21 protein-coding genes and 1 pseudogene are annotated in these 25239 nt (G+C 54.3%); 9 read left to right on the forward strand and 13 right to left on the reverse strand.

From position 1 onward, the window contains the following. Positions 1 to 209: 209 nt before the first annotated feature. Both MTP36_RS09940 and MTP36_RS09945 read right to left on the reverse strand, forming a co-directional pair. The gene (locus MTP36_RS09940) at positions 210 to 1892 is read right to left on the reverse strand and encodes a phospho-sugar mutase (RefSeq protein ID WP_249254421.1); all 1683 of its coding nucleotides are present in this window, start codon (positions 1890 to 1892) and stop codon (positions 210 to 212) included. A gap of 125 nt (positions 1893 to 2017) precedes the next feature. Then, on the reverse strand, positions 2018 to 2392 hold the full coding sequence (locus tag MTP36_RS09945; protein ID WP_112091727.1) for a hypothetical protein: 375 nt from the start codon (positions 2390 to 2392) through the stop codon (positions 2018 to 2020). Positions 2393 to 2520: 128 nt separating this feature from the next. Between MTP36_RS09945 and MTP36_RS09950 the strand changes: the two genes are divergently transcribed. The 3 genes from MTP36_RS09950 (at position 2521) to MTP36_RS09960 (ending at position 6010) form a co-directional block, all read left to right on the forward strand. Next, the gene (locus MTP36_RS09950) at positions 2521 to 4059 is read left to right on the forward strand and encodes a YifB family Mg chelatase-like AAA ATPase (protein ID WP_055184843.1); all 1539 of its coding nucleotides are present in this window, start codon (positions 2521 to 2523) and stop codon (positions 4057 to 4059) included. 44 nt (positions 4060 to 4103) lie between these two features. Then, positions 4104 to 5387: an amidohydrolase family protein gene (locus MTP36_RS09955; protein WP_249249186.1), complete on the forward strand. Its 1284-nt coding sequence runs from the start codon at positions 4104 to 4106 to the stop codon at positions 5385 to 5387. Positions 5388 to 5539: 152 nt separating this feature from the next. Further along, positions 5540 to 6010 (forward strand): GNAT family N-acetyltransferase, encoded by a 471-nt coding sequence (locus tag MTP36_RS09960; RefSeq protein ID WP_249249189.1) that lies wholly within the window; start codon positions 5540 to 5542, stop codon positions 6008 to 6010. A gap of 110 nt (positions 6011 to 6120) precedes the next feature. Here MTP36_RS09960 and MTP36_RS09965 read toward each other — a convergent pair whose 3' ends face one another. From MTP36_RS09965 to MTP36_RS09975, 3 genes are all read right to left on the reverse strand, one after another. Next, a complete protein-coding gene (locus MTP36_RS09965; protein WP_249249208.1) occupies positions 6121 to 6363 on the reverse strand; it encodes a hypothetical protein in 243 nt (80 codons plus the stop codon). 131 nt (positions 6364 to 6494) lie between these two features. Continuing rightward, positions 6495 to 7247 carry a carboxymuconolactone decarboxylase family protein gene (locus tag MTP36_RS09970; protein ID WP_249249229.1) on the reverse strand — a complete coding sequence of 251 codons (753 nt, stop codon included), beginning with the start codon at positions 7245 to 7247 and terminating at the stop codon, positions 6495 to 6497. Then, positions 7247 to 7786: a flavodoxin family protein gene (locus MTP36_RS09975; protein WP_249249240.1), complete on the reverse strand. Its 540-nt coding sequence runs from the start codon at positions 7784 to 7786 to the stop codon at positions 7247 to 7249. Before MTP36_RS09975 ends, MTP36_RS09970 begins: the two co-directional genes overlap by 1 nt. Positions 7787 to 7904: 118 nt before the next feature. Here MTP36_RS09975 and MTP36_RS09980 point away from each other — a divergent pair, with 118 nt between their 5' ends. Beyond that, on the forward strand, positions 7905 to 8372 hold the full coding sequence (locus MTP36_RS09980) for a MerR family transcriptional regulator (protein WP_249249249.1): 468 nt from the start codon (positions 7905 to 7907) through the stop codon (positions 8370 to 8372). 38 nt (positions 8373 to 8410) lie between these two features. Here the strand turns inward: MTP36_RS09980 and MTP36_RS09985 are convergent, their stop codons facing one another. Continuing rightward, on the reverse strand, positions 8411 to 8662 hold the full coding sequence (locus tag MTP36_RS09985; protein ID WP_249249258.1) for a DUF6061 family protein: 252 nt from the start codon (positions 8660 to 8662) through the stop codon (positions 8411 to 8413). 570 nt (positions 8663 to 9232) lie between these two features. On the opposite strand from MTP36_RS09985, the gene MTP36_RS09990 reads away from it, so the two are divergent. After that, positions 9233 to 10141 carry a DUF4300 family protein gene (locus MTP36_RS09990; RefSeq protein WP_249249268.1) on the forward strand — a complete coding sequence of 303 codons (909 nt, stop codon included), beginning with the start codon at positions 9233 to 9235 and terminating at the stop codon, positions 10139 to 10141. A gap of 426 nt (positions 10142 to 10567) precedes the next feature. Here MTP36_RS09990 and MTP36_RS09995 read toward each other — a convergent pair whose 3' ends face one another. Next, positions 10568 to 11431 carry a helix-turn-helix domain-containing protein gene (locus MTP36_RS09995; RefSeq protein WP_249249277.1) on the reverse strand — a complete coding sequence of 288 codons (864 nt, stop codon included), beginning with the start codon at positions 11429 to 11431 and terminating at the stop codon, positions 10568 to 10570. A 250-nt stretch (positions 11432 to 11681) separates the two neighbouring features. Here MTP36_RS09995 and MTP36_RS10000 point away from each other — a divergent pair, with 250 nt between their 5' ends. Then, on the forward strand, positions 11682 to 13052 hold the full coding sequence (locus tag MTP36_RS10000; protein ID WP_207686366.1) for an MFS transporter: 1371 nt from the start codon (positions 11682 to 11684) through the stop codon (positions 13050 to 13052). 115 nt (positions 13053 to 13167) lie between these two features. Further along, positions 13168 to 16251, forward strand: coding sequence for a glycoside hydrolase family 2 TIM barrel-domain containing protein (locus MTP36_RS10005; protein WP_249249302.1), 3084 nt, complete (start codon positions 13168 to 13170; stop codon positions 16249 to 16251). Between the two features lie 629 nt (positions 16252 to 16880). Here the strand turns inward: MTP36_RS10005 and MTP36_RS16075 are convergent. The 6 genes and pseudogenes from MTP36_RS16075 to MTP36_RS10035 form a co-directional block, all read right to left on the reverse strand. Then, positions 16881 to 17015 (reverse strand): annotated as a pseudogene (locus MTP36_RS16075) (type I restriction enzyme endonuclease domain-containing protein); the annotation flags it as partial. A 149-nt stretch (positions 17016 to 17164) separates the two neighbouring features. Continuing rightward, positions 17165 to 19324, reverse strand: a complete 2160-nt coding sequence (gene gnpA / locus MTP36_RS10015) for a 1,3-beta-galactosyl-N-acetylhexosamine phosphorylase (protein ID WP_249249313.1) — start codon at positions 19322 to 19324, stop codon at positions 17165 to 17167. 27 nt (positions 19325 to 19351) lie between these two features. Further along, positions 19352 to 19543 carry a DUF6903 family protein gene (locus MTP36_RS10020; RefSeq protein WP_097793535.1) on the reverse strand — a complete coding sequence of 64 codons (192 nt, stop codon included), beginning with the start codon at positions 19541 to 19543 and terminating at the stop codon, positions 19352 to 19354. Positions 19544 to 19554: 11 nt separating this feature from the next. Continuing rightward, the gene (locus MTP36_RS10025) at positions 19555 to 20451 is read right to left on the reverse strand and encodes a carbohydrate ABC transporter permease (protein WP_055184862.1); all 897 of its coding nucleotides are present in this window, start codon (positions 20449 to 20451) and stop codon (positions 19555 to 19557) included. 12 nt (positions 20452 to 20463) lie between these two features. Beyond that, a complete protein-coding gene (locus MTP36_RS10030) occupies positions 20464 to 21348 on the reverse strand; it encodes a carbohydrate ABC transporter permease (protein WP_249249325.1) in 885 nt (294 codons plus the stop codon). A gap of 87 nt (positions 21349 to 21435) precedes the next feature. Further along, positions 21436 to 22809, reverse strand: a complete 1374-nt coding sequence (locus MTP36_RS10035; protein WP_005926929.1) for a carbohydrate ABC transporter substrate-binding protein — start codon at positions 22807 to 22809, stop codon at positions 21436 to 21438. A gap of 415 nt (positions 22810 to 23224) precedes the next feature. On the opposite strand from MTP36_RS10035, the gene MTP36_RS10040 reads away from it, so the two are divergent. Together MTP36_RS10040 and MTP36_RS10045 are read left to right on the forward strand one after the other, a co-directional pair. Continuing rightward, the gene (locus MTP36_RS10040) at positions 23225 to 24091 is read left to right on the forward strand and encodes a helix-turn-helix domain-containing protein (RefSeq protein WP_249249345.1); all 867 of its coding nucleotides are present in this window, start codon (positions 23225 to 23227) and stop codon (positions 24089 to 24091) included. A 19-nt stretch (positions 24092 to 24110) separates the two neighbouring features. Continuing rightward, positions 24111 to 25220: a phosphotransferase enzyme family protein gene (locus tag MTP36_RS10045; protein WP_172678626.1), complete on the forward strand. Its 1110-nt coding sequence runs from the start codon at positions 24111 to 24113 to the stop codon at positions 25218 to 25220. The last annotated feature ends 19 nt before the right edge of the window (positions 25221 to 25239 follow it).

The following is a 25239-nucleotide window of genomic DNA, read 5'->3' on the forward strand; positions in this document are numbered from 1 at the left end:
GTGTGCGCTTTCGCCCTCTCAGGCGCTGACCCCTTCCGTCTGCTCACTGCGTTCGCAGCCACCTTCCCCAAGGGGACGGCTTTTCGCGGTGGCGGTAAACTTTGCGGCACCTCCATAAGGCTTTTGCTCCGGTCAACTGTCTGCTGAACGCAAAAAAGGGCTGCTGCACAAAAACGTGCAGCAGCCCCGCAGAATGCTTTGGGATAGTTTTACTTCAGGATGGGCTCAATGGCAGCGGCCAGAGCGTCCTTCTGTGCCTGTGCTTCCGCCAGATCCTTGCCCAGCGTGGTGAAGTAGGTCTTGATCTTCGGCTCGGTGCCGGAGGGACGCACCACCACGGTAGCGCCGTTTTCCAGCGTGTAGATCAGCACGTTGGCAGCGGGCAGACCGGTCTCTTCCGGCTTCTTATAATCGGTCACCTTGACCACCTTATGGCCTGCCAGCTCCACGGGGGGCTGGTCACGCAGCTTCTGCATGATGGAAGCCATCTTCTCCATGCCGGTCAGGCCGGGGAACTCGAAGCTGTCCACCTTGTTCAGGTAGCGGCCGTACTGGGCGTAAATCTCTTCCAGACGCTGCTTGATGGAGGAACCGATGCTGCGGTAGTAAGCGGCCATCTCGCAGATGAGCATGGAGCCGATGACGGCGTCCTTATCGCGGACGTAGGGGCCAGCCAGATAGCCGTAACTCTCCTCAAAGCCGAAGATGAAGCGGTCAACCTCACCGGCAGCCTCGAGGTTGGCGATCTGGTCGCCGATCCACTTGAAGCCGGTCAGTACATTGCGCATCTCCACGCCGTAGTGCTTTGCCACAGCGTCTGCCAGCGGGGTGGACACGATGGACTTGACTGCCACGGGGTTCTTGGGCATGGTACCCTTCTCAATGCGGCCAGCGCAGATGTAGTCCAGCAGCAGAACGCCCATCTCGTTGCCGGACACCAGCTCATAGCTGCCGTCCGGGCACTTCATGGCAATGCCCACGCGGTCGGCATCGGGGTCGGTAGCCAGCATCAGGTCGGCACCGGTCTTGGTGGCCAGCTCCAGACCCAGCTTCAGCGCCTCGAAGATCTCGGGGTTGGGGTAGGAGCAGGTGGTGAAGTAGCCGTTGGGGTACTCCTGCTCGGGCACGATGGTGATATCGGTGATGCCCATATCATTGAGCACATGGGTCACGGGCACAAGGCCGGAGCCATTCAGCGGGCTGTACACCAGCTTCAGACCGGCAGTCTTGCACAGACCCGGGCGCACCTGACGTGCTTCAATGGCCTCGTACAGAGCCTTTTTGCAGTCATCGCCCACAAAGCGGATCATGCCGTTCTCCACGCCCTCGGCAAAGGAGATATACTTTGCACCGGTGAGCACATCGGTCTTTTGGATCTCGTCGTAGACGATGGCGGCGGCGTCATCGGTCATCTGGCAGCCGTCCGGGCCGTAGGCCTTGTAGCCGTTGTACTTGGCCGGGTTGTGGGAGGCTGTGACCATGATACCGGCGTTGCAGTTATAGTAACGGGTAGCAAAGCTCAAAGCGGGCACAGGCATCAGGGCATCATAGATGCGCACCTTGATGCCGTTGGCTGCCAGAACGCCTGCGGCGGTCTTGGCAAAGACATCGCTCTTCAGGCGGCTGTCGTAACTGATGGCCACGGTCTGGGTACCGCCCTGGGTCAGCACCCAGTTTGCCAGACCCTGCGTTGCCTGACGGACAACGTAGATGTTCATGCGGTTGGTACCAGCACCCAGTACACCGCGCAGACCTGCGGTACCAAACTTCAGCGCCACAGCAAAGCGATCCTTGATCTCATCGTCATTGCCTTCGACCTTTACCAGTTCCGGCTTCAGGTCTGCATCTTCCAGATCCGCTGCCAGCCAACGCTTGTATTCATCCAGATACATCTTGTACACCTTACCTTTGTTTAAAATCTTTTTCCCCGGATCGAAACGGTTTGTGTAAACCTACTTATACTATAAACTCTTGCTCCGCTTATGTCAATTGCGTAAAATGGCCGAAGTTTGTGCCCTTAAAACCGACAAATACCACAAAAAACCGGTTCTTCTGCTATGTTCATTGCGTTTTTCGATGTATCCAGTAGCTGGTAGGGCTGGTGCACATCCTCCAGCACCTCCAGCCACTGCTCCGGCCCCACGCCGTTTTCGCACAGGTAGCGCAGCAGCCGCATTATCCGGCCAAAGCTGTCTGCCGGAGCAAGTACTGTGCTGCTGCGCACCCTGCCGCCCTGCTCCCGGCGCAGCTGTGCCAGCACCCCCTGTGGGGTGGAAGCGGCACAGTATACCAGCGTACAGGCGTGTTGCAGTCCCTCCAGCTCTGAATAGGTACGGATATACCGGCAACATTCCCCATTTGTCATGATCTCTCGTTCTCCTTTCTGCTGCATTGACAACTTTCCTGTGCTTTACTATAATGATTTCAAACAGAAAAAATTGTCGAAGCATAGTAGATATATCCATTATTTTCCACTTTTGGCATTTTTGACAAACCATGCGCCATACAGGGAGGGACACCATGTATTCTGTGACCAACAGCTTTGGCCTGAACGGACTGCGCGGCTTTGCCGTAGCGGTGGAGGCCGATGTTTCCGGCGGGCTGCCCGCGTTTTCCATCGTCGGCCTGCCGGACTCTGCCGTGCGGGAAAGCGCCGACCGGGTGCGCGCCGCCATCAAAAACCTTGGCTTCCGCTTCCCGGACCGGCGCATCACCATCAACCTTGCCCCTGCCGATGTGCGCAAGACTGGCCCGGTGTACGATCTGCCGCTGCTGCTGGCACTGCTGACCGCCAGCGGACAGCTGGAAGAGGTGCCCGCCGACGCTGCCTTTCTGGGCGAGCTTGCACTGGACGGCAGTCTGCGTCCGGTGTCCGGCGTGCTGCCCATGGCACTTGCCGCTGCTGAACACGGCATCCGGGCGCTGTACGTCCCGGCAGAGAACGCCGCCGAAGCAGCTGAGGCCTGCGCCGACACCATGACCGTCTACCCTGCCCACACCGCCCGGGAGGTGGTGGAGGCGCTGAAGGGCATCCGTCCCCTCTCCCCTGCCGCTGTCATCCCCTTTGACCCGGAGGACGCATGGCAGCAGGTGCCGGATTTCGCGGACGTAATGGGGCAGTCGCTGGCGCGGCGCGCCATGGTCATTGCAGCCGCAGGCGGGCACAACGTGCTTTTAACGGGCGCCCCCGGCACCGGCAAATCCATGCTGGCAAAGCGGCTGCCGGGCATCCTGCCGCCCCTGACCCGGGAGGAAGCGGTGGAGACGACCAAAATCTACTCCATCGCCGGGCAGCTGCCGCAGGGACGCGGGCTGATCTCTGCCCGCCCCTTCCGCAGCCCGCACCACTCGGCAAGCTCTGCCGCCCTAGCCGGCGGCGGGGCACAGTTCCGCCCGGGCGAGTGCAGTCTGGCCAACTGCGGAGTGCTGTTTTTGGACGAGCTGCCGGAGTTTTCCCGCGAGAGCTTAGAGGTGCTGCGCCAGCCGCTGGAGGACGGACAGATCACCGTGAGCCGCGCCGCCGGAAGTGCTACCTACCCCAGCCACTTTCAGCTGGTAGCCGCCATGAATCCCTGCAAATGCGGCTACTACGGCCACCCCACCCGCGCCTGCACCTGCTCGCCCAGCGCGGTGCGGCAGTACCGCAGCCGGGTGTCCGGCCCGCTTTTGGACCGCATCGACCTGTGCGTGGAGATGGACCCCATCGCCTTTGACGAGCTGCACACCGCTGCCCCCTCCGAGAGCAGCGCGGAGCTGCGCAAACAGGTGCTGGCTGCCCGCGCCATTCAGGCCAAACGCTACGCTGCGCCAGGCTTTAAGGGAGTGCACTGCAACGCCCAGCTGAACGCCGGACAGGTGCGGCGTATCTGCCGTATGACCCCCGGTGCCGAGCAGCTGCTGCGCAGCTCCTACGATGCACTGGGGCTTTCTGCCCGGGCACACGACCGCATTTTGCGGGTAGCCCGCACCGTGGCCGACCTTGCCGGCAAGACCCTGCTGGACGAGGACTCCCTGCTGGAAGCGCTGCAATACCGGGCACAGGAGAAATTGGACGGATAAGGCAGTCTGCACTCTAAAAATACAACGGAAAGAGGATGGAACACATGAAGCGCGCATACACAAACGGCATCCTTCTGGACGGCACCGAGCAGATGGAACCGGTACGGGGCAAGGTGCTGCTGACCGAGAACGACAAGATCACCGCTATCGCAGATGCGGGTGCAAACCTTGACGGCTACGAGGTCATCGATCTGCGCGGCGGGTATCTTTGCCCGGGGCTCATCAACCTGCACGTCCATCTGGCGGGCAACGGCAAGCCCAGCGCAAAGCCCCGGGACAATGCGGCGCTGGTGCGTAAGATCCTGAGCAACAGACTGACCCGCGCCATCGCCTACCGGCTGGTATGCAGCTATGCTAAGCTGGAACTGCTGGGCGGCGTGACCACCGTGCGCACTGTGGGCGGCATTGCGGACTTTGACACCCGCTGCCGGGACGACAGCGCCGCCGGGAAGGTGCTGGCACCCCGCATTCTGGCCGCTAACGAGGGCATCTCGGTGCCGGGCGGGCACATGGCAGGCTCAGTAGCAGTGGCGGCACACAACAACGCCGAAGCGCTGGCACAGCTGAAAAAGGCCAGTGAACAGAAGGTAGACCTTGTCAAACTGATGATCACCGGCGGCGTGCTGGACGCCACCGAAAAGGGCACCCCCGGCGAGATGAAGATGCCGCCGGAGATGATCAAAGCCGTCTGCGATGCAGCCCACAAGCTGGGCTACACTGTTGCCGCCCACACCGAATCCCCTGCGGGCGTGAAGGCTGCGCTGGAAAATGGCGTGGATTCCATCGAGCACGGTGCAAAAATGGATGAGGAGACGGTGCGTCTGTACAAGGAGCGGGGTGCATTTCTGTGCACGACCATCTCCCCCGCACTGCCCTATGCACTGTTTGACACCGCCGTTTCGGGCGCGTCGGAAAAAGACCAGTACAACGGCAAGATCGTCTTTGACGGTGTAGTCGAGAGTGCCAAGACTGCGCTGGCAAACGGCATTCCGGTGGGCTTGGGCAACGATGTGGGCTGCCCCTATATTACCCAGTACGATTTCTGGCGGGAGCTGTGCTACTTCCATAAATACTGCGGCGTGAGCAACCGTTTCGCCCTCTACACGGCCACCCTGCGCAACGCGCAGCTGGCGGGCATCGGCGATGTGACCGGCTCTATCATACCCGGCAAAAGCGCAGATTTTATCGTGACCCGCGAAAACCCGCTGGAGGATCTGCGGGCCTTGCAGCATCTGGAACTGGTGGTCTGCCGCGGCCGTGCCGTGAAAAAGCCCTCTCCTAAACGTAAAAAAGAGATAGACGCCCTGCTGGACCCGTATCTGGTTTAAGCGATCTGCCCAACACATAAAAACGCGAACGACCGCTTTGGCCGCTCGCGTTTTTGTTTGCGCCCCTCGGGCGGTTTGCATTTTCTCTTTTCCTGTGCCGCCCGATGTGGTATACTGGAAATGTAAAATCCAGAAAATGGAAGGAGTAAAAAATGAACATTCGTAAAGCCGAGGAAAAAGACATTCCCAGACTGCTTGCGCTGCTGGGGCAGGTGCTGCAGATCCACGCAGAGATACGCCCGGATATTTTTATTCCCGGCACCACAAAATACACCGTCTGTGAACTGGCAGCGCTTTTGAAGCAGGAGGACAAGCCCATCTACGTTGCCGTGAACGAGGAGGATGTGTGCATGGGCTATGCTTTCTGTCAGCTGAAAGAGCAGCCTTTTTCCACCAATATGGTGCCCTTCAAGTCGCTGTTCATTGATGACCTTTGCGTTGACAAGCAGGCGCGCGGGCAACACATCGGGGAAAGCCTGTTTGAATATGTAAAGCAGCAAGCAAAAGCGCTGGGCTGCTATGAGGTGACCCTGAACGTCTGGGCGGGGAACACTTCGGCAGAACACTTTTATGAAAAAATGGGCATGAAAACCAAGGAACGTCAGATGGAGTATATTCTGTAACTCAGGCGAAAGCGCTGTCTCTTTAGGCGCGATAAAGCGCAGTTTACGGAGGACTGGAGCGTATATAAAATAGGCATATTCCAATTTTGGGTTTGTTCACAATGGCAATTTTATGCAATATAAATTATAAGATCACATAACAGATAAACCATTTCATATCCCCGGCGGGCAGCCACAAAACGGCTGCCCGCTTTTTGTCGCAATATAAAGCCACCCGCATTGTGGTCAAAACCAAATGAGGCCAGCCCACAAACAAAGAGAAACAGAGCGTTCCCGATGGGGAACGCCCTGTTGTACATATCGCTGTTATCTGTGGCTTTAATCGCAAGTTTTACAGGCAGCGCAATTCTCAACGACCTGTTTGCGATATGCAATTCACGGTCGTTGCCAACGAATCAAATCATGAATTGCGAGGCAGGGTGCGTCCTATTCAGGGGCGCACCCTGTTTTTGTTTCATCGTGGTTGGGGGTACATCAAACCGCATCACCGTAACTCCTTATAGGTTTCTTCCGGCACCGGCTCGCACCACTCGTTAGAGGTGCCTTCGCCGGGCACTTCCACTGCCAGATGAGAGAACCAGCAATCGGGTGCAGCACCGTGCCAGTGCTTGACCTCCGGGGGAATGTTCACCACATCGCCCGGATGCAGCTCCAGCGGAGCTTTGCCCCATTCCTGATAGTAGCCCCGGCCTGCCACGCAGACAAGGATCTGTCCGCCGCCCTTTGCAGCATGGTGGATGTGCCAGTTGTTCCGGCAGCCCGGCTCAAAGGTGACGTTGTAAATGCCAACCTGTGCGGTGGACAAGGGTGCCAGATAGCTTTTTCCGCTGAAATACTGTGCAAAACCGTCGTTGGATGCACCGATGGGGAACACCATTTCACTCTGGTGCTTTGCCTTGGCATCCTCTGCAGATTCCTCTGCCCAGACTTCCTTTGCCATGCGGAAAGCCGCCCACGCCTTGGGCCAGCCTGCATAAAACGCCGCATGAGTCAGGATCTCTGCAATCTCAGTCCGGGTAATACCGTTGTTTTTGGCTGCCGTCAGGTGATACCGAAACGAGGAGTCCGTCAGTCCCTGCGCCATCAGTGCCACCACCGTCACAAGGCTGCGGTCCCGGAGAGAGAGTTTATCCTCTCGGCTCCACACCTGCCCGAATAGTACCTCATCGTTAAGTTCTGCAAATTTTGGTGCAAATTCGCCCAGAGCATCACGCCCTGCGGTCTGTTTTACTGCCATTATACGTTTCTCCCCATCTCGTAAGCCTGTGCCATTGCAGAGGTGTTTCGCACCGCACCCGGCTCGTAAACGCCACATGCTACAAGGACTCCCTTTTCCACGGCACCTTCCACACAGTCTGCATAGCCCCGGAAGCAGGCCAGCGTAGTGTCCGCAGAGGCTTTTTCCTCGTCTGCCATGGTGGTGATGTAGTAAAATTCCTTGTCTTTGACCTCGAGCCACCGTGCCACGGTACGGTCGATCACTGCCTTCAACTGGGCACTGATGGAGTAGAAGTATACCGGGCTTGCCAGCACAATGACATCGGCATCGATCATCTTTTGCAGGATGTCTGCCATATCATCCTTGTGGACGCAGGCTCCGCCGTGGGTGCTGCAGTAGTAGCAGCCGGAACAGGGAGTCACCTTTTTCTCAGCGACCCGGATCTTTTCTGCTTTGTGCCCGGCATCCTGTGCTCCACGCAGAAATTCATCGCATAGAATATCAGAGTTACCGCCCTTCCGGGGACTGCCAGACAAAATCAATACCTTCTTGCTCATAGGAACCTCCTTGACAGCGGAGTGCATCCGCATTATGATGTTGATAAAGTTTGATTTTATCATACAACTTAAAGCGTACTTTAAGTCAAGGGCTTTTTGAAAAAAACGGAGGTTTCAGATGATCTATACCGTAGGCGAAATGGCACAAAAGCTGGGCGTACCTGCCTCCACCCTGCGCTACTACGACAAAGAAGGGTTACTTCCCTTTGTGGAGCGTTCCTCCGGCGGCATTCGGATGTTCCGGGAAAACGACTTCGAGTGGCTGCAGGTCATCCGCTGCATGAAAAAAGCCGGAATGTCCATCAAGGATATCCGGCAGTATATTGAGCTTTCCATGCAGGGAGACGACACCATTGACACCCGGCTGGAAATGTTCCGGCATCAGCGGGAGGTGCTCACCCAGCAGATCCAGCAGTTACAGCACACGCTGGAAACCGTGGAGTATAAATGCTGGTTCTATGAAGCCGCCAAAGCCGCTGGGACAGTGGATGTCCCCAGTGCGATGACCGATGCGGATGTACCTGATCAGTTCCGTGCCATCCGGCAGGAGCTTCGGAGACAGAAGATGCCGAATATCGAAAGATAAGAAATGCCGTTCCAGTTGCTTTTGGAACGGCATTTCTCTTAATCTTCTAACCCATGGCTCCCGGTTACGTTTTTCAAGTATTCTTCTGGATTGCCATTCAGAATCAAATCGGCATAACCAAGTGGGTCATTATAAATGAGGTAGTCTAACTCTGACATCTGCGCCATGGTCACATCCAGTGCATCCTCGACCCCGGTACAGTCGATGGAGATCATTCTCCCATCCCGGAGCAGCAGCTCCACGCAGTCGGTATCCATATTAAACTTGCAAACGCTTTCATCATACTTCATGTTCGTATCCTCCTGAAATCATGTTGTAGCTTATATCGCCCAATCTATGATTTAGGATTTTATCTTCCACGGACACCTGCATGGAACTTGTCGGGGCAAAGCCCCTCCATCTGCTAACGCAGACCGTTCCGTCGCTTAAAAGCCCCACTGGGGCTTTCATTGCTTCGCAAACGCTAATTTTCCGAAGAAAACAAATAATCCGAACCCATCTCCTATCGGAAACAAGTTCGGATTATTTCTGTTTGGTCCGTCTATCTGGAAAGCGATTTGAACCTTCCATTCTGAAAAAACGGAAAATTTTTATTCCAACTTGGGTATACTCCTGTTGTGTCCGACATGAAGAAAATCGTTCAGAAAACTGCCGCATTGTCTTTCCCCAAATGGACGTTAGCCGTATGGGATATGGATACTGCAACATTATATATGGTCAAATACGACAGAAGTCATTGATTTTCTTTGTTTATCTGTGATACCATTCGTTACGAGACCAACGGCGTTGCTCTCTTCGCTTATGGTTGAGACTCCGGCACTCAAAGAAATTTTCCGAAAAACACAACGAGGTGACCATTTTTGAAACGTCGAACTTTTCTTGTCTGCACCGCTGCACTTTTTTGCAGTGCGTTTCTGGCAGTGGGCTGCACTCAAAAAACCTCTCAGCCCGTCCTTCAGCAAGTCGAATACTCCAATTTAGCAGATTCGGATACACAGGGTCTTCTTTCCAAACTTTTGCAGGATGCCGGCGTATCCGACCTGCGGATACAGACCTTCTTTGATCATGTGCAAAAGTTCAACAATGCTGTGGACCCGGCATGGCTCACCACAGGGTTTGAAAATGCCAGGCCTTCGGATCTGAAATACGATCCTTACTCCATGCAGGACGCATGGACGGAAAAATATGACACTTTCCCCGGCTGGAACTGTCGAATCACCGCTTGTGGGCTGTTCGGTGATTTTATCACTGTCACGGGCAAGGCAGACCTTGACTCAGCTGAGGACACCCTGTTTATGGACTATGAAACACTGGATTCCGACCCGGAATCCCTTTGCGGCGATGAAAGACAAAAGTTTGATGCACTGTTCGCTCCGGTTAAAACCACCAATACGACCGATATTCCTACCCATTTGAAAACGATTCAGCAGGAATGGAAGAAACGCGGCCTCTCTTTCGCGGAAGATGATAAGATTCGTCTTGTCTCCGTAGTCCTGCACGACCAATTCTCTGAAACGGACAATTCTCTTATGATCGGTCATGTCGGCGTTATGCTTCCCACATCGGATGTGGTATATTTTGTCGAAAAGGTTGCTTTTCAGGAGCCGTATCGCTTGTTGAAGTTCAAAAATCGAACTGAGTTGAGCGATTATCTGATGCTGAAATACGACAACTCGTGGGGACAGGACACTGCCCACACCTTTATTATGGAAAATTCAGACCTGATGGACGGCTGGCGCATTCTTGACGAACAGAAAGACGCAAGCTAAAAGCATCGCATTCGTTGGGAGCCGTTTAGTCTGACAGATCATTCGCCCTCTGATGCCAAAAGGACGCTGCAACCTCTCACCCGGAGGCGGCAGCGTCCTTTTTTATATCGGAATGTTTTGTTCGCAGGGGAACTCCGTGCTTATGACAGCGTGTTGATGAACTCCACAAAAGAGGACATATTTGCATTGAGCCAACCGATTGTATGAGGCTCTTCATAGGAGCATTACATTATCCAGTATGAAACTGGAAGAATCTCTGCCGCTCCCTAAAGGAAAATTGGTAGATACCTTTTTTCAATACAGCCGCTCCATGCAAAGTTCCTGCTCTGCCATGATGGATTCATCCGTTGGGTCGTAGACTTGTTGGCTGTGGATCGCATTTTTTATCGGCATGGTTCTACTCTCCTTATTTATAAGGAATCTTTCTCATTTTTCAGTAGATTCTTCCAGATTCTTTCGGTACTGTGCCGGACTGACACCATACTCTTTCTTGAATACCCGGCTAAAATAGAGTGGGTTATCATACCCTACGATCTCTGCAATTTCTCCAATATTGTATTCGGTGTTCTCCAATAAGCTTTGTGCATTTACCATCCGAAGGGACAGGATGTATTGTGCAGGGCTTATTTTCATGTACTGCTTAAAATTACGGATAAACCAGTTCGTACTGATATGCAGCGATTCTGCGTAATCGTCCACACTGACCTTTGTATTATAATTCTCGTTAAAGTAGGCAACGGCGGCTTCGATTTCTTCGGGGATGCTTGTAGTTGTTTTCTCGCTTTCCTGCTGTTGCCTGCTTACTAAAAGCAGAATGATGTTGAAGAGAGAAGCAATATAGTCTTCATAGCCATATTCACATTGTTGCAGTTCCCGGATGATCTTTCGGAACAGCATTTTGTAATCCGGCAGTGTGCCGCTGTAAAAAACGTGCTTGTCCAATGGTATTCCGTGATAGTTCAGGATGTTTTTGACATCATATCCTGTAAAGTGAATCCAGAACACCTCTGGATGATCTTCTACATAGTAGACATACTTCTGGATTTCTTGCGGCTGATAAAGCACCATGTGTCCAGAAGTCACCACTTCCTCAACACCATCGAACCAGAAGTGTGCTTTACCAGATGCCACATAGAGGATTTGATAGTCTCTGCGGCCCTTTGCCCAAAAAGTGGGTAGCTTAGGGCGTTTTTTCAAGCGATAAGTGCCGCAACTGCCTACGACCAGCGGCTTTGAGTAGTCTTTGAAATCCAAACGGGAGTTGTTCAAATATCCTGAGTTGAAATACATCCCTGCGTCCTCCTCATCTTCAGATGATTTTACAGTGATCTGAGAAATGTTCTATCAAAAAATTACAAACTCTTTGATTTTGTGCATATTTTGTTCCATCTTGTCTATATCTTTTCGTTCCATTAGATTCTATAATATTTTCAGACGAAACGCAAGAGATTTGGGCAACTTGCGTAATGAGAATTCCAGTCTGAAGTGCGCAGCAGATTGGTCGCGCCCACACAAAACAAGCAAGATGGGAGAAAGCACAATGACTGAGAAACGTTATCTAAAGTGGTATAATAAAGTCGGCTATGGTTCAGGCGATATTGCAGGCAACGTGGTGTATGCATTCCTGTCCTCCTTCGTCATGATCTATCTGACCAACACCGTTGGCCTGAATCCCGGTATTGTCGGCACTCTGATTGCAGTTTCCAAACTGCTGGACGGTGTGACGGACATTTTCTTTGGTTCTTTGATTGACAAAACGCATTCTAAGATGGGCAAAGCCCGTCCTTGGATGCTGTACGGCTACATTGGCTGTGCCATTACGCTGGTGGCAATTTTCGCCATCCCGACCAATCTGGGACAGTTTGCACAGTACGCATGGTTCCTGATCGCATATACTCTGCTGAACGCTGTATTCTACACTGCCAACAACATTGCTTACTCTGCACTGACTGCTCTCATCACGAAGAACAGTGCCGAACAGGTCGAGATGGGTTCTTGGCGTTTCATGTTCGCCTTTGCCACCAGCCTGCTCATCCAGTCCATCACGCTGGGTGCTGTTACGGCATTGGGCGGTGGTGCTGCCGGTTGGCGCACTGTTGCAATCATCTACGCCATCATCGGTCTGCTTGTCAACACCCTCTCCGTTTTCTCCGTGAAGGAACTGCCGGAAGGCGAATTGGTGGATACCACCGACAAAAAGGAAATCGAGCAGGACGAAAAGTACAATCTGGTTCAGGCTGCAAAGCTGCTTGCTGGTAACAAATATTATATGATGATTTGCGTCACCTACATTTTGCAGCAGATCTACGGTGCCATGATCAGCATGGGCACCTACTATGCAACCTACATCCTTGGCAACCAGAATCTGTTCGGTGTATTCTCTTGGGCAATCAACATTCCTCTGATCATCGCACTGGTGTTCACCCCGACCTTGGTTGCAAAGTGGAACGGAATGTATAAGCTGAATGTAATGAGCTATACTCTGGCAACGATTTCTCGTGCACTGGTTGCTGTAGCTGGTTACATGGGCAGCGGCAATGTGACCTTGATGCTGCTCTTTACTGCAATCGCAGCTCTTGGTCAGGGTCCTTGGCAGGGCGATATGAACGCTGCGATTGCTGCTTGCTCTGAATATACTTGGCTGACGAAGCATAAGCGCGTGGATGGCACGATGTACTCCTGCACTTCTCTCGGTGTGAAGCTGGGCGGCGGTCTGGGTACTGCCATCACCGGCTGGCTGCTGGCAGCAAGCCATTTTGACAGCGCCCTGACCGTTCAGCCGGATTCCTGCATCAATATGCTGAAGATCATGTATCTGGTGATTCCGTTTGCTCTGGATGCCATCATCACCTTCATTCTCTCTCGTATGAAGGTCGAAGAAGCAAATGAAAAACTGCGTGCAGCAGTCTGATAACAAGCCATTATCATTTCTCCTTCATCTGCTGTTCCCCGGAGGAATCCAGCGATTCCTCCGGGGGAGGCTGGAGAAATATTATAAAATTATAAAAGGTAAATGAGGAAATACTATGGCTGCATTTGATTTTGCAAAAGTAAAAGACCCCACCTTTTTCAAGGAAAACGTGCTGAATGCTCATGCAAGTTTCCGTACTTACGCTTCCCGCGAAGAATATCGGACAGGCTCCTCTTCTTTGGCGCTGAAGCTGGACGGCATCTGGAAATTCGCCTACGCAAAGAACTACACCAGTGCCATCCCCGGCTTTGAAAAGACAGATTACGATTGCAGCGGCTGGGATGACATTCATGTTCCGGCACACATCCAGATGGAGGGCTACGACATTCCCCAGTACGCGAATGTTCAGTATCCGTGGGATGGCCGTGAAGAAGTACAGCCGGGTGAGATCCCGCAGTGGTTCAATCCGGTGGCAAGCTATGTAAAATACTTCGAGCTGCCGGAATCCATGCAGGGCAAGCCCGTCCACATCGAGTTCGAGGGTGTGGAAAGCGGCATGGTTCTTTGGCTGAACGGGTCTTATGTGGGTTACACCGAGGACAGCTTCTCCGCACACGCATTCGATCTGACTCCCTATCTCCAGCCGGGCGTGAACAAACTTGCTGTACAGGTGTTCAAGTGGACTTCCTCCAGCTGGTGCGAAGATCAGGACTTCTTCCGCTTCTCCGGCATCTTCCGCAGCGTGTGGCTGTACGCCATCCCCACCGTGCATCTGGAAGATATATCCGTCAAAACGCTGTTTGCCGGGGCTGATTTTACTCATTCCACGCTGGAAGTTGCATTGCAGGTGGAGGGTAAGGGCGCAGCCCGTCTGACCCTGCGCCGCAGTGAGCTGGAAGTGTTCTCCGAAAAAATCGCACTGAACGGCGGCTCTGCGTTGTTCAGCCATACGGTGGAGAACCCCCACCTGTGGAGTGCAGAGGACCCGGCTCTGTATGAACTGGAAATTGAGCTGCTGGACGATGCAGGCCATCTGGTAGAGGTGACTGGGCAGAAAGTCGGTTTCCGCAAGTTCGAGCTGAAGAACAATCGGATGCTGCTCAACGGCAAGCGCATCGTGTTCAAGGGTGCCAACCGTCATGAGTTCAGCTCCATTACGGGTCGTGCTGTGGGCGTACACACCCATGAGGAACTGCTTCGGGATATCATCACCATGAAGCAGAACAACATCAATGCCATCCGCACCAGCCATTACCAGAATCAGGATGCACTGTACGACCTGTGCGACGAGTATGGTCTGTATCTGATCGCAGAGAACAATCTGGAATCCCATGGCACATGGGACATCCATCAGGCGGGCATTCGCGGCATCGAGGGCGTTTTGCCCAATGATAAGCCGGAGTGGAAAGCTGTCTTGTTTGACCGCATGAATTCCACTTACCAGCGTGACAAAAATCATCCTGCTGTTCTGATCTGGTCTCTGGGCAACGAATCGTTTGGTGGTGAGACCCTGCTCCAGATGGCAGAGATGGTCCGCCGCTTTGATGACACCCGTCTGGTGCATTACGAAGGTGTGGTCAATGATCCCCGCTTCCTCGAAACCACCGATATCGAGAGCCACATGTACAGCACGGTCAAGGACATTAAAGAGTATCTGGCACAGGGCGATCAGCGGCCTTATATCGAGTGCGAATATTCTCATGCTATGGGCAACTCCAACGGTGCTTTGTACAAGTACACGGAACTTGCCGACCAGAAGGACTGCGGCTATCAGGGCGGCTTCATCTGGGATTACATCGACCAGTCCATCTGGAAAAAAGACCGCTACGGCAAGTGGTTCCAAGCCTACGGCGGCGACTTCGGTGAGCGTCCTACCGACTATAATTTCAGCGGGAACGGCATTGCCTATGGTGGTGACCGTGCTCCTTCTCCCAAGATGCAGGAGGTCAAGTTCTGCTATCAGAACATCGCCGTTTCCATCGACAACTCTGGATTTGAAGTCTGGAATAAGAACCTGTTCACCTCTACGGGTGCTTTCGACTGCGTTGCTCTGCTGCATCGTGATGGAAAGCTGTATCAGCAGCAGAAACTAGCCAATATTGATGTTGCTCCCGAAGAGCGTTCCAGCTTCCCGCTGCCGTTTATGGTCCCTGCGCTCCCCGGTGAATATGCAGTGACCATCAGCTTCCGTTTGAAGGAGGACACCAGCTGGGCAAAGAAAGGTCATGAAGTCGCCTTTGGACAGGGTGTGATCGCTGTGGTTCGTTCCATTCCCAGCAAGAAGCTCACGCCGTTTACCGTTACGCACGGTACACACAACATCGGTGTCCGGGGCGAGAATTTCGATGTTTTGTTCTCCGATCTGAACGGCGGTCTGACTTCCTACCGCTATGCCGGCAAGGAGATGATTCAGGAGATTCCCCGTCCCAACTTCTGGCGCGCTCCCACCGACAACGACTGCGGCAACAACATGGGCGGCGTTCGCGGTCAGTGGAAGCTGGCAAGCCTGTACGCTACCACCAAGGGCATCGGCAAGGAGATTCCGTCTGTTCATGGCGGCACCATCCTCCAGAATCCCACCTGCGAGGTGGAAGCCGACAGCGTGGTCGTGACCTATCTCTATAACCTCCAGACCAGCCCCGCAGCAGAGTGCAGCCTGCAGTACCGTGTGTTCGGTGATGGCCGCATCCAGACCACCCTGCACTATGACCCGGTGGAAGGACTTGCAGCAATGCCGGAGTTCGGCGTACTGTTCAAGATCGACGCTGACTACGACACGGTGGAGTGGTACGGAAACGGCCCTGCGGAGACCTACTGGGATCGCCAGCATGGTGCCAAGCTGGGCATTTACCAGAACAAGGTTGCAGACAACATGGCACAGTACCTTGTGCCGCAGGAGTGCGGTGCAAAGACCGCTGTGCGTTGGGCAAAGGTAGTGGACCGCAAGGGTCGCGGGCTGCTGTTTACCGCAGATGCCGCAAAGCCCATGTTCTTCTCTGCGCTGCCCTACACTCCCCATGAAATGGAGAGTGCCAAGCATCCCTACGAGCTGCCCCCAGTCCATTACACGGTGATTCGTGCCATCGGCGAGCAGATGGGCGTCGGCGGTGATGACAGCTGGGGTGCCAATGTCCACCCGGAGTATATTCCTGATGTAACCAAGCCTGTGGAGTTCACCTTTACGTTCCGTGGCATCTGACCCTCGTTATTAAGACACCTTCGCGTTGAGATAAGGACATCCCTGCATGAGATTCCTATCAAAAGCGAGGGTGTCTTTTTTGGTATTCCAAAATCTCAATTCCTGACACCACTATTTATAAGTAGTGCTTCACTCTATATAAGCAGCGTTGCTATGTCAAAATAATCGCATTCCGTTTTTGTTTAGGGCATTTCTTTGAATGGTTCTCCAAACTTTCTTTAACATATTGAAGTATACAAATTTTTAGGATATAATCAGCACCTTCCCCAAAAGCTATATAGAATTACACAAAAATTTGATAGGAGGCGTACACACATGAGTTGTTTCGGTTCAAGGTTTTTATTAGCAAAACCTGCAGGCTGCAAAGTCGCTGGTTGTGCTCATCCGCACCCCTTTGCACAGGTTCATCGGCTGATGATACACCGCCTACAACGGCAAGCGCAGAAAAGACGCACTTCCGATGAAATTCTGATATTCGCAGGCATTCCTCCCATATACACAAGGGGCATCCACAAACCGCTTGTATTTTCAATAATAGTATTTTCTAAAATCTTTTTACAGAAAAGGAATCCGATTGTCAAGCACAAATCAACGATATTTCATACAATTCATACTACCATGTTGTCAGTTCACATCTCACACTGGCTAATGACCGTGTTGATTGCCGTATCATATTCCACCGGTGGACACTTAAATTTTTTCAGTAAGTGTTTCACCATCTTACGCATACTCGCACGGGCAGTTTCTTTTTTCTGCAGGTCTATTACGCTCGCATTACTGAATTTCTGCGTTTCCAGCCATCTCCATTGCAGCGTTCGATTGACACAGGTTGAGTTATCGGCAGATACAGCAAACACAACGGGCAGCTCTGGTAACAGAGCTGCCCGTTGTGTTCGTTTATGAAAAGGAGAACTTAGATCTCATACCACTTGATCTCGTTGGCATCCAGGTGTAGAGCAAAGCTGCTGCCGTCTGTGGTGTAAACGGTGGTGTCCTGCGGCTCGTAGGTGTTGTTCACCACACAATACTTGCCGTTCTTGACGTAGGCGTGAACTTCTACATTATAATTGGAGCTGAACCATGTATGCAGTTGCTCCTCGCTGTGGGCGCTCCACAGGATAGCGCGGTAAAGGGTGCGGCTGTTGGCAAAGCTGTACGGCACACCGCTGATGTACACGGCACGACCCTTGCCGAAGTCGTGTGCCGCCATCTGCACTTCCTTGTTCCGCTGCACCAGCACCTCGGTGCCCTCAAGGGCGTAGATGTTCTTTTTGCCCTCGCCAAAGTCCACGGGTTGGTCGGCGTCCTGCAAGATAAAGTGGTCGGGGTGCTCCTCCCAGTTGTATTTGTCGTAGTTGAGGGTGAAGCCGTTTTCTTCCTCCACGCCCAGCACGCTGGCAAGCTGGAGAATGTGGCCCTGATACGGGTGACCGGAAGGCTCACCCACGCCGATAAAGCCGCCGCCGTTCCAGACGAACTTGCGGATAGCGGAGGAGATCTCCGGGTCTTCCCACCAGATGCCGCCGGTGTGGGCGGTGTCGGCATCGCCGACATTGATAATGACATCCAACGAATCCAGCAGATGCGGGTCGTTCTTGATATCCTCAAAGCTGATAAACTTCACCTCAAAGGGCGCACCGGACAGCATCTCAATGACACCGGCATAGCTATAGTTCTGCTTGTAATAGAGGGCGTGATGCACCATGTGACAGCCCCAAGCCCGCATTTTACCCCAACAGTTCAGCACGGCCACTCGCTTGACACAGTAGGGTGTAGTGCCCTTGATGTTCTCGTACAGTTCGCGGAACTCGTTGCAGACGCTCTCCACGTAGTCCACGAACTCCGGGAACTGCAAGGCCAGTTTCAGATAGCCGCCATAGCCGATGCGGTCGATGGGCTTACGCAGGATAGCGCGGCGGGCTGTAACCCAGTTTTCCTTGGCTTCCCGCACCGGGTCGCCGCCCTCGTGGAAGGTGTCGGGGAAGAAGTACGGCAGGAAACGGCCCTCGGTGTACTTCACGCCCTCAATGTCAGAGATCAGGCGCAGGGTGGAGCCGTTGCCCACGCTGCCCACTACGGCATCCAGTCCGATGGTCTTGAACTCCGGCATGAAAGGTTCGGTGCCGATCCAGTGATCGCCGAGGAACATCATGGCTTCGCACCCGCACGCGTGGGTGATGTCCACCATCTCCTTGGCAAGCTTTGCCACCTCGCGGCGCTGGAAGGCCTGAAAATCCCGGAATTCCTTGCTGGGCACCCGGTACTGGTTGTTATAGTAGCCCTGATCGATGATGTACTCCGGGCGGAACTTGTAGCCCACTTCCTGCTCAAACTGGTTGAGGATATAAGGGCTGACCGAAGCAGAGTATCCATACCAGTCCACGAACTTCTCCCGCTTCAGCTCGTCGAAGATCAGGGTGAACTGGTGGAAGAAGGTGGTGTAGCGGATGACGTTAACATAGGGGTGCTCTGCGATGAACTTGCGCAGGCGCTCCATGGAATACTTGTGAGTCTTGGGCTGACGCACATCAAAGGTAATCTGGTGCTCAAAGTTCGTCCAGCCGTTGGTGGTGGCGTTGTACATGTGCACCGGGTCCCAGATGAGGTAAGCCAGAAAACTGACGGTATACTCATGGAACGGTACGGCCTGTACGGTCACACTGCCGTCGGCGTAGCTCCACTGCTCCGGCGGCACGGGCTGACCGGTGGTTCGATCCATGACCTCCCACCAGCGGGTGATATCGTCGTTGGTGTTCACCTGCATCAGCTCCGGGCTGATGCCCTTCATCAGCGGGATGGTCACGGTGTCGCCGGGGGCGGTGTAAAAGCCGGTCATGATGTAGCACTGCTGTACCTCGTCCGGGTTTGCCTTTGCCCATGCGTTGTCCTTGCGGGTGGTATAGTAGGTGGAGTAGATCTTGGCGTCCGCATCCTTGAGCTGCTGCGGGAAGTCGGTGCCGTCGCAGTCGCGAATGGCATCAGCACCCCACTTTTTTAAGATCTCCAGCGTTTCGGGCACAACGTCCAAGTCGGTGGGGATGGTCACGCGCCCGGACTTTCTTGTTTCATCCATAGGGATTCTCCTTTACCTCTCTTATCCTCAATCCTGATAGGTCGCATTGTAGATGGCCAGCACTGCCAGCAGCAGCGCTACGCCCACCAGCATGATGCCAAGCCCTGCCAGCTGCCCGGTCATTTTCCAGCCGGACACCACCAGCACCAGTGCCAGTACGAACAGCACCAGCATCAGGATCATGCGCAGGGCGGGATGGTTTTTCCAGTATGCTTTCATCGTTTGTCACCTTAACCTTTCAGGCCGCCCACGGTCATGCCCTGCGTCAGCTGCCGCTGCACGCAGATGTACAAAATCAGGGTGGGCAGCATCACCAGCACAAGGCCTGCGTACATGGTACCGTACTGGGCGGCGCTCTGCTGCGCCTGCATCAGGTTCAAAAGACCGACCGGCAGGGTGCGGGGTGCCTTGGTGGAGCTCATCAGGGTCATGGAGATGATATACTCGTTCCAGAAGGACAGGAAGTTGAACAGGATAATGGTGATGATGGAGGGCTTTGCCATGGGGAAGATGATGCGGGTCATGGTGGAAAAGTAGCTTGCACCGTCGATGTAGGCGGCCTCCTCAAAATCGTGGGGCAGGGTGGCAAAGTAGCCCGACAGCAGGTAGATGGTAAAGGGCAGCGCGGTGGCGGCGTACACCACCGCCAGCACCACCAGATTGTTCAGCAGAAAGCCGCTGCCGAAGTGGCTTTTCAGCCACACATCGCCGTCCCGCAGCATCAGGAAGATGGGCACCACGATGTAGTTCACGTTGATGAACAGGCCCGCCATGAACAGGGTGTTCAGCACCTTGCACCCCTTGAAGCAAAAGCGGGACAGGCAGTAGGCGGCGGGCAGGGCAACGACCAGCAGCAGTGTCAGCGCCAGCGCGGTGACGATGACCGAGTTGAGCATATATTCGCCCATTTTCGCGCCGTTCCATGCGTTGACGAAGTTCTGCCAGTAGAACCCGGCGGGCAGTGCCCAGGGGTTGCCGTAGAACTCTGCATTCTGTTTGATGGAGGCCATGAACACCCATGCCACCGGCACGATGATGGTAACGGCCAGCAGAACCAGCACAAAATAGATGAAAAACTTGTACAGACCTTCCGCAGAGCGGGAAGATTTTTCGGTGGTATTCTGCATCTTCTTCCCTCCTTAAAATTCCAGCGTATCGCGGTTGGTAACCTTGTTGACACAGGCGGACAGGGCAAACGAGAACAGGAAGATGACCACGCCGATAGCCATACTGTAACCATACAGGCCAGCGTCTTTCTGGCTGTACATATAACTCAGCGCCACATCCGATGCGCCGTTGGGGCCGCCGCTTGTCATGGCCTTGACGAAGAGGAAGGCCATGTTGATGGTGGAGATGATAAAGAAGGTCAGGGTGGTGCGGATATTCGTCCAGATAAGGGGGATGGTGATCTGGAAGAACTGGGTCAGCCGCCCGGCACCGTCCAGATTGGCGCTCTCGTACAGGCTGATGGGCACGGCAGACATGGAGGCCATGTACATGACCATGTAGTAGCCGATGGCCTGCCACACCATGGCAATGATGATGGAGGGGATGACCAGCCTTTCGCCCTTCCACAGGATGGGGTCGCTCATGTTGCGGAACAGGCCGATGATGCTGTTCAGCATGCCGTTTTCCGGCTTATAGATGGCAGAGAAGATGCCGGAGATGACGACCACCGACAGAATGTTGGGGATGTAGAAGATGATGCGGAAAAAGTTCTGGCCTTTGATCTTCTCCCGGGTGAGGATGGCGGCAAATACCAGTGCAAAGGCGAAGGTGATCAGGGTGACCGTTACCACCAGCAGGATCATATTCTGCATGGAGCGGATGAACTGGGCGTCCCGCAGCAGATGCTGGAAGTTCTTCAGCCCCACAAAGGTCTCGTTGGGAGAATAGGCACCCCGCTCATACAAACTCATGCGGAACACGTTGAGGGTGGGCAGGATCATAAAGAGGAAAAACAGGATGGTAGCCGGTGCCACACAGAGGAATACGAACCGTTTGCGGCTTTTATCCGTTCTCATAGGGGATTGACCGCTCCTTTCTTGATGGTACTGTACAGCCCAAAAAAGCGGAGGCGGTAAAAACCGCCCCCGCTGGGCAGGGCTTAATTACTCGATGATGTTGGCGCGCATCTGGTCGCTGGCGGACTTGATGCCGTCGATCCACTGCTGCTCGGTCATGCTGCCGGACACCAGAGAGTTGACAGGGTCGAAGAACACGGTGCGCACTTCCACGCCGGGGATGGCGCTGAAGGCTGCAAAGTTGCCCATAGCGGCCTTTGCGCCGTTGTCGTAGATGGAGTAGAACATCTTGTTGTCGCCTTCCAGACTGTCGGCGATGCCCAGCACAGGCTGGATCGCACCGCTCTCGGCGAACAGCTTGCAGGCTTCGTCGCTGTACAGGTAAGCCACGAACTGCTTGGCGGCATCCTGATGCTCGGCACCGGCGGGGATCCATGCCTGCTCGAACCAGGTGTAGCTGTAACCATCGCCGCCGGCCTTGACAGCGGGCAGGGCGGTCATGCCCCACTCAAAGCCGTCTGCACGGGGAGCCTCGGCCATCTCGCCCACGATCCAGGTGCCGTTGGGCATAAACAGAGCCTTGTTGTCCAGCACCAGCTGCTGGTTCTGGGTAAAGTCCTGATCGTTGGCCTGTGCGGGGGTGATGGGGTTGGTGTAGGAAGCCAGCTTTGCCACGATATCAAAGCAGGTCTTTGCCTCGGGGGTGTCCCAGATGCCCTCGGTGTAGTGGGTGGCCTTATTGAAGAACTCCGGGCCGCCGGCAGCGTACATCAGCGCATAGAAGAAGGCGTCGAAGTAGCCGGTGGTGGGGTAGGTGAACAGGTAGGTGCCCTCAGCGGCAGCCTTGTCGCCCAGTGCCCACATCTCGTCCCAGGTCTTGGGCACGTCCCAGCCCTTTTCCTTCAGGAAGCCGGCGTTGTAGAACAGGCCGCAGGGGCTGTAGAACATGGGAGCCAGATAGGTTTTGCCGTCGCCGTAGGGGTTGGTCAGGGAGGTGTCGGTAAAGCCGCCGGCGATCTTCTCGCTCACCTTCTTGCTCTCGCCGGGCACGGTCATGCTCAGCACGTCGGTGATGTCGGCGATCAGGTTGCCCTTGATGAACTGCTCGGTCAGGGCAGCCTCACGGCCGGTAGCCAGATGGACAACGTCGGGGTAGTCGCCACCCTGCATGGAGGGGCCGATGACGTCCTCCAGCTTCTTGTCGGTGGTCAGGTCCACCTTGATGCCGGTCTGTGCGGTAAAGGCCTCGGCGACCTTCTTCCACATATCAGCGCCGTAGCCGGTCTCGATGGCGGCTACCTTGATGGTAACGTCTGCAGCCGCCGCTGCGGAAGAAGCGGCGGTGGAGGATGCCACGCTGGATGCGGTGGAGCTGGAAGAGCCGCCGCAGGCAGCCAGACCCAGTGCAGCGGCGCCAACGCCGGCCGCCTTCAGGAAATTACGACGAGAAATACGATTCATACTGTGTTGCCTCCATCATTTTGTTCCGTTCAAACACAGCCGGGCAAACAGGCTTTGCCCGAAGGACTGTGTGTTTTTCTGCCTCCAATATAAATTCTTTCGCTTCCTTGCTCAAGAGGTTTGTTGTTTCATTTTTTATAGATATTGCTTTCTAAAAAATTCTTTCAGTAAAAGTGCTAAAAATCTTTTAAAAGTTTCAGCATAATCCCCAACCCGTAACTATTTTGACATATTCCGAAGAGACTCGAGAAACAAAAATATAAAAATCAGCCTAAAATCAGGGCTTGCTTTTTTTGTGTGTTCCCTCTATAATGAGGGTAAAGTGCACGAAGCAACGCACCAATTTGGGGTAATGTTTTCAGAATGTTGCGTTTGTTTTTAGAAAATTTGCGTTTCCCGAAGGAGCCGATCATCTATGAGTACCCAGCGCTTTGATATCCGCCACGCGCCCGCCCCGCGGGAATCCTTCCGTCTGCTGTACATCAGCAAGAGCCGGTTTGGCGGCGATTGGAACAGTACCACCCACACCCACTCCTGCACGGAGCTGTTCTACTGCCTCAGCGGCGAGGGACAGTTCTACCTTGCCGGGCAGCTGTTCCCGGTAAAGCCGGACGATATGGTCATTGTGAACCCGCAGGTGGAGCATACCGAGCTTAGCCTGAACGCCTCGCCCTTGGAGTATATCGTGCTGGGCGTTGCCAGCATGGAGTTTTTGTTCAGCAAGGCGGATACGAACTACGCCATCTTCAATTGCCGGGAGAACCGGGAGCGGATGGTCACGTTGTTGCACATGCTGCTGGCCGAGGCCGACCGCAGCTTAGACGGTTGCGAGACCGTTTGTCAGGACCTGCTGGAGGTACTGCTGATCTGGCTGGTGCGCTGCACCACCATTTCGCTGCAGCTGGAGGAGGCCGCCCCGACCGAGAACCGGGAGTGCGCCGAGATCAAGCGGTATCTGGACACCAACTACCGCGAGGATATCTCGCTGGACCTGCTGGCAGAGCTTGCCCATCTGAACAAATACTATCTGGCCCACACCTTCCAGCGGGAGTACGGCATTTCCCCCATTACTTACCTGAACCGCCGCCGCATTGAGGAGAGCAAGCATATGCTGGGCAACACCAGCTACAGTCTGGCGCAGATCAGCGAGCTGATGGGCTTTTCCTCCCCCAGCTATTTCTCCCAGTGCTTCCGCAAGGCGGAGGGCATGACCCCCAACGAATACCGCCGTCAGACGCGGCAGGGAAAACGCCCCGCCCCGACAAAACGGCATGAAGTATAACGAAAACGAGGAATTTATGATGAAATCCGTTACCCTTTCTCTGCTCCAGTCTGCTGCAAATGCCTTTGATTTTGGCGGGCCTGTGCTCTGCGATGCTCACCACTATGGTGAGGGGCATATCAACGACACCTTTGTGGTCTGGCGGGAAGATCATTCCAAACGCTTTATTTTGCAGCGCATCAACACAGATACCTTTACTAACCCGGTGGGCCTGATGGAGAATGTCTGCGGCGTGACCCGGCATCTGCGGGCGAAAATTCTTGCCGAGGGCGGCGACCCAGCACGGGAAACGCTGAATGTCATCCCAACTTTGTCGGGGTCGACTTGCTATCTGGATGCAGACGGCGGCGCATGGCGTGCCTACGACTTTGTAGAAGATACCATCTGTTTGCAGCAGGTCGGCAGCGAAACCGACTTCCGCACCGTGGCCGAGACACTGGGCAAATTCCAGAACCAGCTGGAGGATTACCCGGCCTCCACCCTCCACGAAACCATCGCCCGCTTCCACGACACGCCCAACCGCTATGCCAATTTTGAAAAAGCCCTCGCCGCCGATGCACTGGGCCGGGCAAAAAATATCACGTCGGAAATCGAATTTATCCATGCGAGGGAGCAGGACTGCCATGTCCTGCTGGATCAGCTGGCAGCTGGCGAAATTCCTCTGCGCGTCACCCACAATGACACCAAGATCAACAATGTCCTCATCGATGCCGCTACCGGAAAAGGCATCTGTGTCATTGACCTCGACACCGTGATGCCGGGACTTTCGGCCTACGACTTCGGCGATTCCATCCGCACCGGTGCCAACGACTGCGCTGAGGACGAACCTGACCAGAGCAAAGTCCATTTTGACCTGCATCTGTACGAAGTGTTCGCCAAAGGGTATCTCTCCACTGCCGGGGCATCCATGAGCATGGCAGAAAAAAAGAGCCTTGCATGGGGTGCAAGGCTCATGACGCTGGAATGCGGCATCCGTTTTCTGACTGACTATCTGGAGGGCGACCATTATTTCCATATTGCTCGCCCGGATCACAACCTCGACCGCGCCCGCACCCAGTTCACACTGGTGCGGCAGATGGAAGAGGTTTTCGATCAGATGCTGGAAATCGTCTGCCCGGACAATCACTGATTTCGCAATCTCCTCCATT

This window comes from Faecalibacterium sp. I4-1-79 (assembly GCF_023347235.1).
Lineage (GTDB): Bacteria > Bacillota > Clostridia > Oscillospirales > Ruminococcaceae > Faecalibacterium > Faecalibacterium tardum.